Raw genomic sequence first — 14,608 nt, forward strand, 5'->3', positions numbered from 1 at the left:
GCAGGCAAGACTTGCGTGCCGCCAGCGCAACATGGCGAACCATGACGCAGGCGGGCAATCCGGGTCAGTAGCCGGTCGCGATCGGAAAGAGGGAGGAGGCGCGCAGCCGGACTGGCCGCGCGAGACACCGCACCTTGCTCAGCAAGGCACGGAGGAAACAGAGTTCCGCGTTGCTTGCTGCTTAGCTGCCGAGGCAATCACCGATACAAGATCGGCTACTGTCACTAGAACAAGTACCCACGTGGGACTCCGTAAATGAATAATGAGGGCATCTTATGGATGGGCTGCCAGGGTGTCAACTGAAGAAATCTTAGGTTTCCAAAGTGTAATGTTGACGTCAAGGTGCCTGCAATTGCGCGAGCGCCCGCGCCACACCGAGCGATGGGCTCGACAGTACCGGCACGCCCAGTTTCTGCAGTGTTTGCGCTGCCGGCGCCATCGATGCTTGCGCCAGCACGATCACGTCGGCTGCCGGCGTTGCTGTCTTTATGCAGCCGGCGATGGCGTCGATGTACGTCGCGTGATCACCCGCCTGGAAGTGCGTCCACGCGCCTTCGGCCAGCAGCGACTGCAACTGGATAGGCCTGTCCAGCGCGGCAGCCGATTCCTGCAGCAGGCGCGTGGTGGGCGCCAGCGTGCTGGCCAGGGCCGCCACGACCAGGATGCACGAGCCTGCCAGCACGGCGGCATCGGCCATGGCGCGGTCGATGCGCATGGCGGTGTAGCGTCCGCCGGTCGGCGTGCGTTCGGCGGCGGCTCCGATGGTGGAGCACGTGCAGACCACGACGGCCGCCCCGTTGGCAGCGGCAGCCGCCATGGCGGCGTGGATGCGCCGTTCCAGCGCGGCCTCGTCGGCGCCGGCTTGCTGCGCCGCCGCCAGCAAGGCTTCATCTACATGGTGTTCGGCGAGCATGCCTGGCGCTTGCGTGTCGAGAAGGCGTGCGAAGCTGGCCACATGCACGGGAGACGTGTGCAGGAAGGAAATGAATGATGTCATGAGGAAGGCGTAGCCGTTTGCGCCATCGCCAGCGAATCGGACAGGATGTGCCATAAGGCCGCATGCCTCTGCTGCAGCGCGGCGCCGCCCGCGTAGATCAGTTCCACGTGCAGGCTGTCGACGATGCCCAGGTAGGCTTGCGCATACAGCTCGATGCGCTGCGGCGCCAGGGTGGGTGCCATGCGGCCCAGGCTGGTCACGTAATGTTGCTGCAATTGCGCCAGCAAGGCTTCATAACCCGTGCCGACTTCGATGCGCAGGGGCGCGGGCGGTAAATACACCGTACGCAGCAAAAAGCGCAGGTGGGCCGACTCCGCGTAGCGCTGCGCCATGCGGTCGCAGTACAGGGCGCCGGCCAGCTGGCCGCCGGGCTCCGTCAGTGCCGCCTCGTCGGCGAAGCAGGCGTCCATGAACGCTTGCTCTTCGGCCAGTGCGTCGGCAAACACGTCGAGGAACAGGGCATCCTTGCCAGCGAAGTGCGAATACAGCGAAGCCTTGCGCATGCCCGCCTGTTCGGCGATGTCGCTCAGCGACGATGCGTCGTAGCCGTGTTCGGAAAAATGGACGACGGCGACGGCGCAGATGTTATCGGCCGAGGCCGAGCGTTTCTTCATATAAGGCTAGTGGTTGGGTGAAGCGTCAGTGCGCTCCCAGGCTGCCGGCATGGACCGGATGGATGCGCGCAGTGGCCAGGGTCAGCCATGATACCAGCAGGCCGGCCGCGGTCAAGAACAGCAGCCAGGGCAATGGCCCCCATTCGGACAGGCTGGCCGCCAGCGGCGTGGCCAGCGACGACAAGGTCATCTGGATGGCGCCCAGCAGGGCGGCCGTGGAGCCGAGCGCACGCTGTTGCGAACCCATGGCCATAGCCATCAGCGCCGCTTCCGCGATGCCCAGGCCAAACAGGGCCACGAACATGCCGGGCACGACGGCGGCGATGCCCGCTCCCGCCCACGCGCCGAGCAGGGCCAGTGCCGCGCCGCCCAGCATGGCTACGCTGCCCGCCACGCTCAGGCGCGCCACGCCATGCTTTTCCACCATCCTGCCGCTGGCCATGGCGCCGAGCAGCACGGCCACGCCAGTTGCGCCGAACACGAGGCCGAAACTGCTGGCGGACAGGCCGAAGTCGCGCTGGTACACGAGCGACGCGCCGCCGATATACGCAAACAGGAAAAAGAAAGTGGCGGACAGGGCCAGCGCAGGCAGCAGGAAGGCGCGGTCCAGTGCGATGCGCGCGTACGTGTGGTGCATGCCGCGTGGCGAAACGCGGCGCGCAGGCGGCAAGGTTTCCGGCAGGAACAGCACGCTGTTGAGCAGGGTCAAGGTGCCCAGCGCGGCCAGGGCCAGCATCACGGCGCGCCAGCCGTAGTGCGCGTCGAGCAAGCCGCCCACGGCGGGCGCCAGCACGGGCGCCAGGCCGACGATGGTCATCAACAGGGCAAACAGTTGCGCCGCTTTGACCCCGTCGGCCACGTCGCGCACCATACTCATCACCACGACCAGGGTCAGCGCCGCGCCCAGGCCCTGCAGGGTGCGCGCCAGCAGCAGGGTGCTCAATTGATCCGCCTGCGACGCCCACACGGCCGCCACGATGTAGACGGCGATACCGGCCAAGAGCGGACGGCGCCGGCCCAGCATGTCGGTGAGCGGCCCGCACAGCAATTGACCTGCGCCCAGGGCCAGTAGGAAAACGGTCAGGCTCAGCTGCACGTTCGCATACGAGGTGTGCAGCTCGCGCGCCATGGCCGGCATCGAGGCCAGGTACATGTCGATACCCGCCGGACCAAGCACGGCCACGAGAGCCAGGGAAGCCGCCAGCCCGAGACCGGCGGCGGGAACAGTGGTTTGCTGCTGCATTGCGATTCCTTTTATCGTCAAAAAACGGGGCATGGACGCCGCCGTGTTTTTTATTGTACACTTACTGCCTACCGGTAGGTAGCTTGTTCAATCAATGAAAAGGATGAGAACGATGAAAGAAGAAACGATGACGGGAGAGCTGGCATGACGGAAGTGGGAATTTCGCTCAGCGGCGTTGCCGTGGCGCTGCTGTTCGCCGCCTGGAGTTCGCACCGCGCCCGCTGCGAGCGGCGCGATGTCGTGTGTTTGACGATACTGGGCACCGTGCTGGGCTTGCCCGGCGCGGTCTTGCTGGCGTTGCCAATCGCGTAGGTCGGATTAGCGGAGCGTAATCCGACGTCACCATATACGCCAACCATGTTGTCGGATTACGGCCCTTCGGGCCTAATCCGACCTACGATAAAAAAAAGCAGGCCGCGTGGCCTGCCTTTCTGTCGCTGACATGCCCGCCTAAGCGGGCGCGTGGCGCTTATTCCTCCTCGTAAGAGCTGATCGGGGCGCAACCGCAGAACAGATTGCGGTCGCCGTACACGTTGTCGGCGCGGCCGACCGGTGGCCAGTATTTGCGCTGACGCAGGGAGGCAACCGGATAGGCCGCGATTTCACGGCTGTACTTGTGTTCCCAGCTGTCCGACATCAATACTTGCGCCGTGTGCGGTGCGTTTTTCAAAGGGTTGTCGTCGTGGTCGAATTCACCGCTGGCGACCTTGGCGATTTCCGCGCGGATGGCGATCATGGCGTCGATGAAGCGGTCGATTTCCACTTTCGATTCGCTTTCCGTCGGCTCGATCATCAGGGTGCCCGGCACGGGGAAGCTCATGGTCGGCGCATGGAAACCGAAGTCCATCAAGCGCTTGGCCACGTCTTCGTTGCTGATGCCGGTGGCGTCCGTGATCGGGCGCAGGTCCAGGATGCACTCGTGCGCGACCAGGCCGTCGTGGCCCGAGTACAGCACGGGGTAGTGCGGCGCCAGGCGGCGGGCGATATAGTTCGCCGCCAGAATCGCCGTCTCGGTCGCTGCGGTTAATCCCTCTGCGCCCATCATGGCAATATACATCCACGAAATCGGCAGGATGCTGGCCGAGCCGAATGGCGCGGCGCTGACGGCGCCGATGCCTGCAACGTCGCGCTGGTAGCCCGACGAACGCTGGTTCGGCAGGAATTTCGCCAGGTGGGCGCCGACACCGATCGGGCCGACGCCTGGTCCGCCACCGCCGTGCGGGATGCAGAAGGTCTTGTGCAGGTTCAGGTGCGACACGTCGCCGCCAAACGAGCCGGGAGCGGCCACGCCGACCAGTGCGTTCATGTTGGCGCCGTCGATGTAGACCTGGCCGCCGTGCGAGTGGATGATTTCGCACAGTTCCTGGATGCCTTCTTCAAACACGCCGTGGGTCGATGGGTAGGTGACCATCACGCAAGCCAGGTTGGCGCTGTGCTTTTCCGCTTTCGCTTTCAGGTCGGCCAGGTCCACGTTGCCATTGGCGTCGCAGCTGGTGACGACGACCTGCATGCCGACCATGTTGGCCGATGCCGGGTTGGTGCCGTGCGCCGACGATGGAATCAGGCAGATGTTGCGGTGGCCTTCGCCGCGCGATTCGTGATACGCCTTGATCACCAGCAAACCCGCATATTCGCCCTGCGAGCCGGCGTTCGGCTGCAGCGAGACGGCCGCGTAGCCCGTCAGCGCGCACAGCATTTCTTCCAGCTGCGCGATCATTTCACGGTAGCCGACCGTTTGCGCATCGGGCGCGAACGGGTGGATGTTCGAGAACTCGGGCCAGGTGACGGGAATCATTTCCGACGTGGCGTTCAGCTTCATCGTGCACGAACCGAGCGGGATCATGGTACGGTCCAGCGCCAGGTCCTTGTCGGCCAGGCTGCGCAGGTAGCGCAGCATTTCGTGTTCCGAATGGTAGCTGTTGAAGACCGGGTGGGTCAGGTAGGCGCTTTCGCGCGCCAGGTTGGCCGGCAGCGCGCTGGTCACAGTTGCTTCAACGGCGTCCAGGTCCGGGGCGGCAGGCGCGTTGGCCAGGCCGTGCGCGAACACCTTCCACAGCAGCGCGATATCGTCGCGCGTGGTGGTTTCGTCGAGCGACACGCCGACGTGGGTGTTGTCGATCTTGCGCAAGTTGACGCCGTGGTGCATGGCCGTCGCGTGCAGCTGCGCCGCATCGGCGACGTTGATGGTCAGGGTGTCGAAGTAGCTCGCGTTGACGACGCCATAGCCGAGGGTCTTCAGGTTGGCGGCCAGCACGCCCGTAAAGCGGTGCACGCGCTGGGCGATCTGCAGCAGGCCGGCGGGGCCATGGTAGACGGCGTACATCGAGGCCATCACGGCCAGCAGCACCTGCGCCGTGCAGATGTTGGACGTCGCTTTTTCGCGGCGGATATGCTGTTCGCGCGTTTGCAGGGCCAGACGATAGGCCTTGTTGCCTTGGGCATCGACGGTCACGCCCACCAGGCGGCCCGACATATTGCGCTTGAATTCATCGCGCGTGGACAGATAGCCCGCGTGCGGGCCGCCGAAACCGAGCGGCACGCCGAAGCGCTGGCTGTTGCCGACGACGACGTCGGCGCCCCATTCGCCCGGTGGCGTGAGCATGGTCAGGGCCAGCAGGTCGGCCGCGACGATGACCATGGCGCCGTTCGCGTGCAGTTTTTCCACGCCGGCGCGGTAGTCGCGCACGACGCCGTTCACGCCAGGGTATTGCAGCAGCACGCCGAAGCAGGCGTCCAGCGACTCGATTTCCGCCGGGTCGAACGTGCGCACCTCGATGCCGATCGGCTGGGCGCGCGTCTGCACCACTTCCAGGGTTTGCGGCAGCACGTCGTTGGCGACGTACAGCACGTTCGACTTCGACTTGCCCACGCGCTGGATCAGCGTCATCGCTTCGGCGGCGGCCGTGCCTTCGTCCAGCATCGAGGCGTTCGAGATGCCCATGCCGGTCAGGTCCGTGATGACTTGCTGGAAGTTCAAAATCGCTTCCAGGCGGCCTTGCGAAATCTCTGGCTGGTAAGGTGTGTAGGCCGTGTACCAGGCCGGGTTTTCAAAGATGTTGCGCAGCACGACGCCAGGGGTGAACGTGTTGTAGTAGCCCTGGCCGATCAGGGACTTCAGTACCTGGTTCTTGCCGGCGATGGCTTTCAGGCGCGACAGGGCTTCCTGTTCCGGCATCGGCTGCGAGTACGCGCCCAGGGGCAGGGCGCCCTTGTTGCGGATGTTGGCCGGTACCAGGGCGTCGATCAGCGCGGCGCGCGATGGATAGCCGAGGGTCGCCAGCATGGCTTGCTGTTCGGTGGCGGAAGGGCCGATGTGGCGGGCGATGAAGGCATCGCGTGCTTCGAGTTGGGTCAGGCTGGTGCGGGTCATGATATAGAGGCCAAAAAAGACTGAAAAACCGGGATGCGGCGCGCGGGCGCGGCGCCGGGGCATAGCTACAAAATTAAATGCAAACGGGCCGCAAACGCGGCCCGTGAGTCAAACGCGATTACGCGCTGGTGGTGGCGCCATAGGCGGCAGCGTCGAGCAAGCCGTCCAGGGCCGACACGTCGGCTGGCTTGATCTTGAACAGCCAGTTGGCGTAGGCGTCTGCGTTGATCGATTCAGGCGCATTGACCACGTCGTCGTTCACGGCCACGACTTCGCCCGACAGCGGCGCATAGATGTCGCTCGCTGCCTTGACCGATTCCACCACGGCGGCGTCGTCGCCGGCGGTGAAGGTGGCGCCGACGTCAGGCAATTCGACGAAGACGATGTCGCCCAGCGCGTCCTGCGCGTACTCGGTGATGCCGACGGTGATGGTGCCGTCGGCTTCCAGGCGTACCCATTCGTGGGAAGCGGTGTACTTCAGGTCTGCAGGAATGTTCATGTGTGGCTCCAGATGGTAAATGTTCGTTATTGATTATGGTTGTTCGGTCTTGCGGGCGGCTCTATAAATACGCTTACGCAACCAGGATTTTACCGTTACGCACGAAAGGCAGCTTGACTACCGAGGCGGCCAGCTGCTTGCCGCGGATTTCCACGTGCACGGTGTCGCCTACGCTGACGCCGTTGGGCACGCGCGCCAGGGCGATTGCTTCCTGCATCGTCGGGCTGAAGGTACCGCTGGTGATTTCGCCTGTTTGCTCGTTACCGGCGATGATGACTTTTTGATGGGCGCGCAGCACGCCGCCTTTTTCGCGCAGGATCAGACCGACGAATTGCGCGTTCTGGCCTTTGGCCAGCAGGGCGCTCTTGCCGATGAAGTCGCGCTCGCTGACCAGGTCGATCGTCCACGCCAGGCCCGCGTCGAGCGGGTTGACGGTTTCGTCCATGTCCTGGCCGTACAGATTCATGCCCGCTTCCAGGCGCAGGGTGTCGCGCGCACCGAGGCCGGCCGGCTTGACGCCCGCCGCTGCCAGGGCGTTCCACAGCGCTTCCACCTGGGTGGCGGCCACGCCGATTTCAAAACCGTCTTCGCCCGTGTAGCCGGTGCGCGCCAGCATGACTTCGCCAAATGGCGTGTCCTTGACGATGACGACGTTGAACGGTTTGATGGCTTCGGATGCGGCTTGCGTTTGCGGCAGCACTTGCCACACCTTGGCGCGCGCGTTCGGGCCTTGCACGGCCACCAGGGCCATGGCGTCATTGCCGTCGCGGCGCTGCGTGATCGTCAGGCCGCTGTTGGTGCTGGCATTTTGCTGCTGCATCCAGGCCACGTCTTTTTCAGCCGTGCCCGCGTTGACGACGAGGCGGAACCAGTTTTCGTTGAAGAAGTAGACGATCAGGTCATCGATGACGGTGCCTTCGGCATTCAGCATGCACGAGTACAGCGCCTTGCCCGACACTTGCAGCTTGTCGACGTTATTGGCCAGCAAGCCGCGCAGGAAGGCGCGCACGTTCTGGCCCTCGATATCGACCACGCACATATGGGACACGTCGAACATGCCGGCATCGCCGCGCACGGCGTTATGCTCTTCGATTTGCGAGCCGTAGTTGACAGGCATGTCCCAGCCGCCGAAATCGACCATGCGGGCGCCGAGGGCACGGTGGGCGTTATTGAGTGGGGTCGCTTTGAGCGTCATGGATTCCTCGGGACGAAGGTAATAGGGGAGTTAACAAAACATAGAATAGCCAAACACGGCTTTCCAGCGTGATCACTGACCCCCCTGTCCTTTGTACCTGAGAGATTACGGGGGCTTGCCCCGTGCGCCCCTTCGGTGGGCCGCCGGCAATAGCCGCGGCCGCTCTCCAGAGTTGAGCTAAAGATGTCGCCAAAGCAACAAATTCAGTCCGCCTGATCGGTCCTTTTGCCTGAGAGTTTTTGGGTAGTGCCCCTTCGGCGGCAACGCTGGGTTGCCCTCTCCCGATCAAGTGGGAGGAATATATGCCAGCGGGGTGTTTCTGTCAATCTGTAAAGACGTTGCCAAATTGCAGCAAAAGCCGCAGTTTGCGGGGCTGGGAGCGGTGCTGGCCCGTTGCAAAAGGGCGCCCGGCCGCGCGGGAATGCGCTATGATGAAATCCTGGCTTTCTTGCGGGTGCCTGCCATGAACACGACACAAAGCGAGACACAAAACAACACCGAGCAGCACGGTTACTTTACCCTCTCGGGCGACGTCAACAGTGACATGGTGCGGCGCGTCTTCAACGCCGTGGCCGACATCACGGAAGACAAGCTCACCACAGCGCACATTTTGATCCAGTCCAACGGCGGCTATGTCAGCGATGGCATCTGTCTGTACAACTTTCTCAGCAAGTTGCCGCTCGACATCATTACCTATAACGCGGGCGCCGTGGCGTCCATCGCCGTCACCCTGTTCCTGGCGGGACGGCAGCGCCACGCCAGCGACACGGCCCGCTTCATGGTGCACAAGTCGCATGCGACAGCTTCGCCCGGTTCGCGTCCCGATGCGCTCAGCATCATCGTCGAGGGCTTGCGCGCCGACGACATGCGTACCGAGCGCATCCTGCGCGGCCAGGTCAACCTGACGGAAGAGCAGTGGCAGGTGCATGCGTATTCCGACCTGCACCTGACGGCCGACCAGGCGCTGGAGGTGGGCCTGATCGAATCGATCCGTGACTTTGCGCCGCCCAAGGGCAAGCGCCTGACGAATATCTGACGCCCGGGCGGCTGGTCTTGACGAGGAAATTTTGTAATCGAATGTAATTCTTCGCTGCAGCACAGCAAAAGCCGCGCGGAACAGGGCAGAGTCGTGGCATAGTGCAAGCTGATCATGAAATAAGCGCATGCACGATGACTTGGTGGAACGGGATTTCTTTTGCGGCCGACATGTCCGTGATGGGGCCGGCTGGTGTGGCGATTGCCCTGTGGCTGCTGGTGTCGCGCCAGTGGCGTTTGGTGCTCAGCTGGAGCTTGTGGTACGGCTGCGGCCTGGCCCTCGTGGTGCTGTCGAAGCTGGCGTTCATGAGTTGGGGCGTGGGCAGCAGCGCGCTCGATTTTACGGGTTTCAGCGGCCACGCCATGCGCGCCGGCGCCGTGTTTCCCGTGCTGATGTATGTGCTGTTGCAGCGGGCCGAACCGCGATGGCGCCATGCCGGCGTGCTCGTCGGCGTGGCCTTTGCCGTGCTGGTGGCCATTTCCCGCGTGGTCGTGCATGCGCACAGCGTGTCGGAAGCCGTCAGCGGTTGCGTGCTGGGCCTGGCGGTGGCGCTGGGCTTCCTGTGGAATGCCCGCGGCGCCGTCAATTTCGCCGTCAGCCATGCGCTGGCCCTGGCCAGCCTGGCGCTGATGGTGGCGCTGAGCTTCAAGGCCGAACCCATGCCGACCGAGCAATGGCTGCAAAAACTGGCCATCGTGCTGTCCGGTCACGAGCGCGTTTTTTCCCGCGCGGACTGGAAACTGGCGCAGGATGGCCGTCCGGCCCGTTGATGCGCTGCCCGCTGGTGCTTGACGCCGCTGTTTTTTGGCCAGAAAAGCATCAGGAAATGGTATGATGAACCACTTTTTTTGCGGTGCATGGCCAGACAGCCGTCGCGATGCTGCATCTGAACTGAATATGAACCGGGTTCACCCATAATATAACCGCCAGCATAGGCCAGGAACTCTAAAACACGTGCGTCTCTCTTCCATCAAGTTGTCGGGATTTAAGTCTTTCGTCGATCCCACCAATTTCCAGGTGCCAGGCCAGCTCGTGGGCGTGGTTGGGCCGAATGGCTGCGGCAAGTCGAACATCATCGATGCCGTGCGCTGGGTGCTGGGCGAATCGAAAGCGTCGGAATTGCGCGGCGAATCGATGCAGGACGTCATTTTCAATGGCTCCACCCACCGTAAACCAGCCGGGCGCGCTTCCGTGGAACTGGTGTTCGACAACAACGATGGCAAGGCGTCCGGCCAGTGGGGCCAGTACGCCGAGATCGCCGTCAAGCGCACCCTGACGCGCGACGGCACCTCCACCTATTACATCAATGGCCAGCCCGTGCGCCGGCGCGACATCCAGGATATCTTCCTCGGCACGGGCCTCGGTCCGCGCGCCTACGCCATCATCGGCCAAGGCATGATTTCGCGCATCATCGAATCGCGCCCCGAAGAATTGCGCGTTTTCCTCGAAGAAGCGGCTGGCGTGTCGAAATACAAGGAACGCCGCCGCGAGACGGAAAACCGCCTGCAGGACACGCGCGAGAATTTGCTGCGCGTGGAAGACATCTTGCGCGAACTCAACGCCAACCTGGAAAAGCTGGAAGCGCAGGCGGCTGTGGCCACCCGTTTCCACGCCTTGCAGGCGGACCAGGAAGAAAAGCAGAAACTGTTGTGGCTGCTGCGCAAGAACGAGGCGCAAAACGAGCAGACGCGCTATTTCCGCGAAGTGGAACAGGCGCAGACAGACCTGGAAGAGCAGACGGCCAAGCTGCGCAACGTGGAACTGACCCTCGAGCAAATGCGCCAGGCGCACTTTGCCGTGGGCGACCGCCTGCATACGGCGCAAGGCCATCTGTACCAGACGAATGCGGAAATCGGCAGCCTGGAAGCGCAGATCAAGTTCGTCATCGAATCGCGCGCCCGCCTGCAGGCGCAGCTGGCGACCCTGACGGCCCAGCGCGACCAGTGGAAGCAGCAAGGCGGCGAATACCAGGAACAGATCGAAGAGGCGGAATTCCACCTCGAAGAGCTGGCCGCGAAGGTCGAGCAATCGCAAATGATGGCCGAGCAGAAGGGCGAGCAATTGCCCGAACTGGATGCCGCCTGGCGCGCCGCGCAAAACAAGAGCACGGAATCGCGGGCGCGGATTATGCAGGCCCAGCAGCAGCTGGAACTGGAATCGGCGCACCAGCGCAACGCCTCGAACATCCTGACCAGCCTGTTGACGCGACGCGAGCGGCTGCAGCAGGAAAAGAACAGCCTCAGTTTGCCTGACAGCAGCCATCTGGAAAACCTGAAACTGCAGCTGGAAGAAAAGCAGCAAACCCTGGAAGAGCAGGGTTTCTACCTGGAAGAAGCGCTGGAGCAGCAGCCGAAGCTGGAGCAGGAACGGGCCGAAGCCCAGGCGCAGGTGAATGCCGAAACGGCCGCCAACGCCCAGCTGGAAGCGCGTCTTTCCGCCTTGAAACAACTGCAGGAGCGGGTGCAAACCCAGGGCAAGGTCCAGCCATGGCTGAAAAAGCACGAGCTCGACACCTTGCCGCGCCTGTGGCAAAAGCTGCAGATCGAAGCGGGCTGGGAAGCGGCCATGGAATCGATCTTGCGCGAGCGCACGTCGGCTCTGCAACTGTCGAACATCGACTGGGCCAAGGCCTTCTTTGCCGATGCGCCACCAGCCAAGCTGGCCCTGTACGCGCCATCGACCGTGGCGCCGTTGCCCTTGCCGGAAGTGCCGGGCCTGAAGCCTTTCCTGAACTTGCTCAAACTGAACGATCCAGGCTTGCGCGGCTTGCTGCAGGATTGGCTGTACAACGCCTACGCCGTGGAAGACGCGGGCGAAGCGCTGGCCGAACGGAGTAAATTGCCGCCGGGCGGCTATTTCGTCACGCGCGCCGGTCACGTGGTCACGGCCACCAGCGTGCGCTTCTATGCGGCCGATTCGGAGCAGGAAGGCATGCTGGGCCGCCAGCAGGAAATCGAGAATATCGGCAAACAGCTGCGCGCGCAGCAATTGCTGGCCGAAGAGGCGCGCGCCCGTTCCGTGCGGGCCGACGCTGCCGTCGCCACCTTGACGCGCAACCTGTCCGACTTGCGCCTGCGCATACAGCAGCTCACTTCCTCCGTGCACACCTTGCAGCTCGACGTGGTCAAACTGTCGGAAGTGGAAGCGCGCTTCAACCAGCGCAGCACGCAGATCGGCGCCGATCTGGCGGAAATCGCCGCACAGGAAGCGGAGCAGCAGCAGATCAAGGCCGAGTCGGAAGAGAAATTCGAACAGTTGGACATGGAACTGGGCAACTTGCAGGAAGCCCACGAAGACGGCCATACGGACTTCCTGCAAAAGGAACAGCGGCTGGCCGAGGCGCGCGAAGCCTTGCGCGACCTGGAGCGGGCCGCCAAGGATACGGAATACGCGGAAAAAGCCCACCGCGCAAAGATCGAGGAGTTGCGCCGCAACATCGCCACGGCCAGTACGCAGGCCCAGCAAGTGACGGCCAGCCTGCAGGCGGGCGAACTGGAACTGGCCAACCTGGAAAGCGGCGCGGCCGCCGACGGCTTGCAGGATCTGCTCGAGCGCCGCACCACGCAGGAGCGGGCGCTGGCCGATGCGCGCCACGAACTCGATCAAATTACGCAGCAGCTGCGTCTGTCCGAAGATGCGCGCACGCAGTCGGAACGCAGCTTGCAGCCGCAGCGTGACAAGATCATGGAAATGCAACTCAAGGAACAGGCCGCGCGCCTGAACCAGGAGCAATTCGCCCAGCAACTGCTGGAATCGGGCGCCGATGAAGCGGCCCTGACGGAAAAGCTGCATCCGGACATGCGCCCGTCGTATCTGCAGGGCGAAGTGACGCGCCTGACCAATGCCATCACGGCCCTGGGCGCCGTCAACCTGGCCGCGCTGGACGAACTGGCGCAGGCATCGGAGCGCAAGAATTTCCTCGACGCCCAGAATGCCGACCTGACGGAAGCGATCAATACCCTGGAAGACGCGATCCACAAGATCGACAAGGAAACGCGCGACTTGCTGCAAGACACGTTCGACAAGGTCAACCATCACTTTTCAGAGCTGTTCCCGATCCTGTTCGGTGGCGGCCAGGCGAAGCTGACCATGACGGGCGACGAGATTCTCGATTCCGGTGTACAAGTCATGGCGCAGCCTCCCGGCAAGAAAAATGCCACCATCCACCTGTTGTCAGGTGGAGAGAAGGCGCTGACCGCGACCGCATTGGTGTTTTCCATGTTCCGCCTGAATCCGGCGCCGTTCTGCCTGCTCGACGAAGTCGATGCACCGCTGGACGATTCGAACACGGAACGCTTCTGCCGCATGGTCAAGCGCATGTCCGACCAGACCCAATTCCTTTTCATTTCGCATAACAAGATTGCGATGGAAATGGCCCATCAATTGATCGGTGTGACGATGCAGGAGCAGGGCGTATCGCGCATCGTGGCGGTGGACATGGAGTCCGCCGCAAATTTTGCAACCGAGGCACAAGCAGCATGACAGACCTTCAAATTACCTTGTTCGGCGCCGGCGGCGTCTTTATCGTCGGCGTTTTTTCGTACAACAAATGGCAGGAATACAAGGCCAAGAAAAGCGTGGAACGGGCCTTTTCCACCGACCATGACGACGTGCTGATGCGCGAAGGCGATGCGCCCGCAGTGGAGGCCCAGGAACCCGTGCTGCGCCAGGAGCCGCGCTTTGATGCCGCGCCCGTCGCCAAGGCCGAACCGTCGTTCGGCGCACCGCCAGCGGCGCCCGTGCCCGACGCCCCCGTGCATGCGGAACCATCATTGGGTGGTGCGGGCATGGACGCGCCTCCCGCCGTCCCTGCCGCGCCGGTGCAGCAGGAAGTCAGCGCCGCCAGCGAACAGGCAACCAGCCTGGTCGACCCGCTCATCGATTGCCTGCTGCCTTTGTCGCTGGAAGCGCCCGTACGCGGCGACAAGATCCTGCCCGTGCTGCAAACCCTGCGCCTGGTGGGCAACAAGCCCGTGCACTTCATCGGTTTGCACGTGAATGGCGACTGGGAACCGATCACGCATGGCGGTGTCTATACCAAGATGCAGGGCGGCGTGCAACTGGCCAGCCGCAGCACGGCCTTGAATGAATTGGAATACTCGGAACTGGTCACGCGCCTGCGCGGTGTGGCCGACGAGATCGGCGCCGAGCCGGAAGTGCCGGACATGATGGAAGTGATGGCCGAAGCGCGCAATCTGCACCGTTTCGTTGCCGGCCACGATGCCCAGCTGGGCGTGAACCTGCACACGAATGGCGCGCCATGGGCTATCTCCACCTTGCTGTTCGCGCTGGAAAAGCAGGGCTTTGACGTGCGTCCGGACGGCCGCTTCGTCATGCCCGATGGCGAGGGCGGCTATCTGTTCTCGCTGTCGACGAATGTCACCCTGGCCGAGGAAACGACGCCCCGTTTGACCTTGCTGCTGGACGTGCCATGCGTGGCGCCCGCGCGCGACGGTTTCGGCGCCATGGTCGCTTGCGCCAAGGCACTGGTGGGCCGCCTCGACGCCACCATCGTCGACGATTACAACCAGGCCCTGTCCGATGCGGCGCTGGCCGAGATCGCCGGCCAGGTGCAAGAGTTTTACCAGGAAATGGACGCGGCCGACATTCCGGCCGGTTCCACCCGCGCCCTGCGTTTATTTAGCTGAAGAATC

The 14,608-nt window shown here is 63.2% G+C and carries 11 protein-coding genes and 2 riboswitches; of the genes, 5 read left to right on the plus strand and 6 right to left on the minus strand.

Annotation, left to right across the window (positions count from 1 at the left end):
- Positions 1 to 337: 337 nt before the first annotated feature.
- Genes AC4BCN_RS13215 through AC4BCN_RS13225 form a run of 3 tightly spaced genes read right to left on the minus strand, consistent with a single transcriptional unit; the run spans position 338 to position 2,854 of the window.
- Positions 338 to 997, minus strand: coding sequence for an Asp/Glu/hydantoin racemase (locus tag AC4BCN_RS13215; RefSeq protein ID WP_490493496.1), 660 nt, complete (start codon positions 995 to 997; stop codon positions 338 to 340).
- The gene (locus AC4BCN_RS13220) at positions 994 to 1,611 is read right to left on the minus strand and encodes a TetR/AcrR family transcriptional regulator (RefSeq protein ID WP_490493497.1); all 618 of its coding nucleotides are present in this window, start codon (positions 1,609 to 1,611) and stop codon (positions 994 to 996) included. The genes AC4BCN_RS13215 and AC4BCN_RS13220 overlap by 4 nt, the downstream gene beginning before the upstream one ends.
- 25 nt (positions 1,612 to 1,636) lie before the next feature.
- A complete protein-coding gene (locus tag AC4BCN_RS13225) occupies positions 1,637 to 2,854 on the minus strand; it encodes a Bcr/CflA family efflux MFS transporter (protein ID WP_490493498.1) in 1,218 nt (405 codons plus the stop codon).
- A 144-nt stretch (positions 2,855 to 2,998) separates the two neighbouring features.
- Between AC4BCN_RS13225 and AC4BCN_RS13230 the strand changes: the two genes are divergently transcribed.
- Positions 2,999 to 3,166: a hypothetical protein gene (locus tag AC4BCN_RS13230; protein WP_189396736.1), complete on the plus strand. Its 168-nt coding sequence runs from the start codon at positions 2,999 to 3,001 to the stop codon at positions 3,164 to 3,166.
- A 157-nt stretch (positions 3,167 to 3,323) separates the two neighbouring features.
- On the opposite strand, the gene gcvP is transcribed toward AC4BCN_RS13230, so the two are convergent.
- The 3 genes from gcvP to gcvT all read right to left on the minus strand — a co-directional run bounded on the left by gcvP (position 3,324) and on the right by gcvT (position 7,918).
- Entirely contained in the window at positions 3,324 to 6,224 is a 2,901-nt protein-coding gene (gcvP, locus tag AC4BCN_RS13235) for an aminomethyl-transferring glycine dehydrogenase (RefSeq protein WP_490493499.1), read from the minus strand.
- A gap of 118 nt (positions 6,225 to 6,342) precedes the next feature.
- Positions 6,343 to 6,723, minus strand: coding sequence for a glycine cleavage system protein GcvH (gene gcvH / locus AC4BCN_RS13240; protein ID WP_034752282.1), 381 nt, complete (start codon positions 6,721 to 6,723; stop codon positions 6,343 to 6,345).
- Between the two features lie 73 nt (positions 6,724 to 6,796).
- Positions 6,797 to 7,918, minus strand: a complete 1,122-nt coding sequence (gene gcvT / locus AC4BCN_RS13245; protein ID WP_490493500.1) for a glycine cleavage system aminomethyltransferase GcvT — start codon at positions 7,916 to 7,918, stop codon at positions 6,797 to 6,799.
- A gap of 74 nt (positions 7,919 to 7,992) precedes the next feature.
- Positions 7,993 to 8,098, minus strand: a riboswitch (glycine riboswitch).
- Positions 8,099 to 8,125: 27 nt separating this feature from the next.
- A riboswitch (glycine riboswitch) is annotated at positions 8,126 to 8,212 on the minus strand.
- A 169-nt stretch (positions 8,213 to 8,381) separates the two neighbouring features.
- On the opposite strand from gcvT, the gene AC4BCN_RS13250 reads away from it, so the two are divergent.
- From AC4BCN_RS13250 to AC4BCN_RS13265, 4 genes are all read left to right on the plus strand, one after another.
- Positions 8,382 to 8,954 (plus strand): ATP-dependent Clp protease proteolytic subunit, encoded by a 573-nt coding sequence (locus AC4BCN_RS13250; RefSeq protein ID WP_223279162.1) that lies wholly within the window; start codon positions 8,382 to 8,384, stop codon positions 8,952 to 8,954.
- Between the two features lie 134 nt (positions 8,955 to 9,088).
- Positions 9,089 to 9,724: a phosphatase PAP2 family protein gene (locus AC4BCN_RS13255; protein WP_485879807.1), complete on the plus strand. Its 636-nt coding sequence runs from the start codon at positions 9,089 to 9,091 to the stop codon at positions 9,722 to 9,724.
- A gap of 184 nt (positions 9,725 to 9,908) precedes the next feature.
- Positions 9,909 to 13,436, plus strand: coding sequence for a chromosome segregation protein SMC (gene smc / locus AC4BCN_RS13260; protein ID WP_490493501.1), 3,528 nt, complete (start codon positions 9,909 to 9,911; stop codon positions 13,434 to 13,436).
- The gene (locus AC4BCN_RS13265) at positions 13,433 to 14,602 is read left to right on the plus strand and encodes a cell division protein ZipA C-terminal FtsZ-binding domain-containing protein (protein WP_490493502.1); all 1,170 of its coding nucleotides are present in this window, start codon (positions 13,433 to 13,435) and stop codon (positions 14,600 to 14,602) included. The genes smc and AC4BCN_RS13265 overlap by 4 nt, the downstream gene beginning before the upstream one ends.
- The last annotated feature ends 6 nt before the right edge of the window (positions 14,603 to 14,608 follow it).

Source organism: Janthinobacterium sp. Bl 1 (genome assembly GCF_058215535.1).

Excerpts from the sequence above, each read along its gene's own strand:
- AC4BCN_RS13215 (WP_490493496.1), bottom strand. The coding sequence starts at position 997 with ATGACATCATTCATTTCCTTCCTGCACACGTCTCCCGTGCATGTGGCC.
- AC4BCN_RS13220 (WP_490493497.1), bottom strand. The coding sequence starts at position 1,611 with ATGAAGAAACGCTCGGCCTCGGCCGATAACATCTGCGCCGTCGCCGTC.
- AC4BCN_RS13225 (WP_490493498.1), bottom strand. The coding sequence starts at position 2,854 with ATGCAGCAGCAAACCACTGTTCCCGCCGCCGGTCTCGGGCTGGCGGCT.
- AC4BCN_RS13230 (WP_189396736.1), top strand. The coding sequence starts at position 2,999 with ATGACGGAAGTGGGAATTTCGCTCAGCGGCGTTGCCGTGGCGCTGCTG.
- gcvP (WP_490493499.1), bottom strand. The coding sequence starts at position 6,224 with ATGACCCGCACCAGCCTGACCCAACTCGAAGCACGCGATGCCTTCATC.
- gcvH (WP_034752282.1), bottom strand. The coding sequence starts at position 6,723 with ATGAACATTCCTGCAGACCTGAAGTACACCGCTTCCCACGAATGGGTA.
- gcvT (WP_490493500.1), bottom strand. The coding sequence starts at position 7,918 with ATGACGCTCAAAGCGACCCCACTCAATAACGCCCACCGTGCCCTCGGC.
- AC4BCN_RS13250 (WP_223279162.1), top strand. The coding sequence starts at position 8,382 with ATGAACACGACACAAAGCGAGACACAAAACAACACCGAGCAGCACGGT.
- AC4BCN_RS13255 (WP_485879807.1), top strand. The coding sequence starts at position 9,089 with ATGACTTGGTGGAACGGGATTTCTTTTGCGGCCGACATGTCCGTGATG.
- AC4BCN_RS13265 (WP_490493502.1), top strand. The coding sequence starts at position 13,433 with ATGACAGACCTTCAAATTACCTTGTTCGGCGCCGGCGGCGTCTTTATC.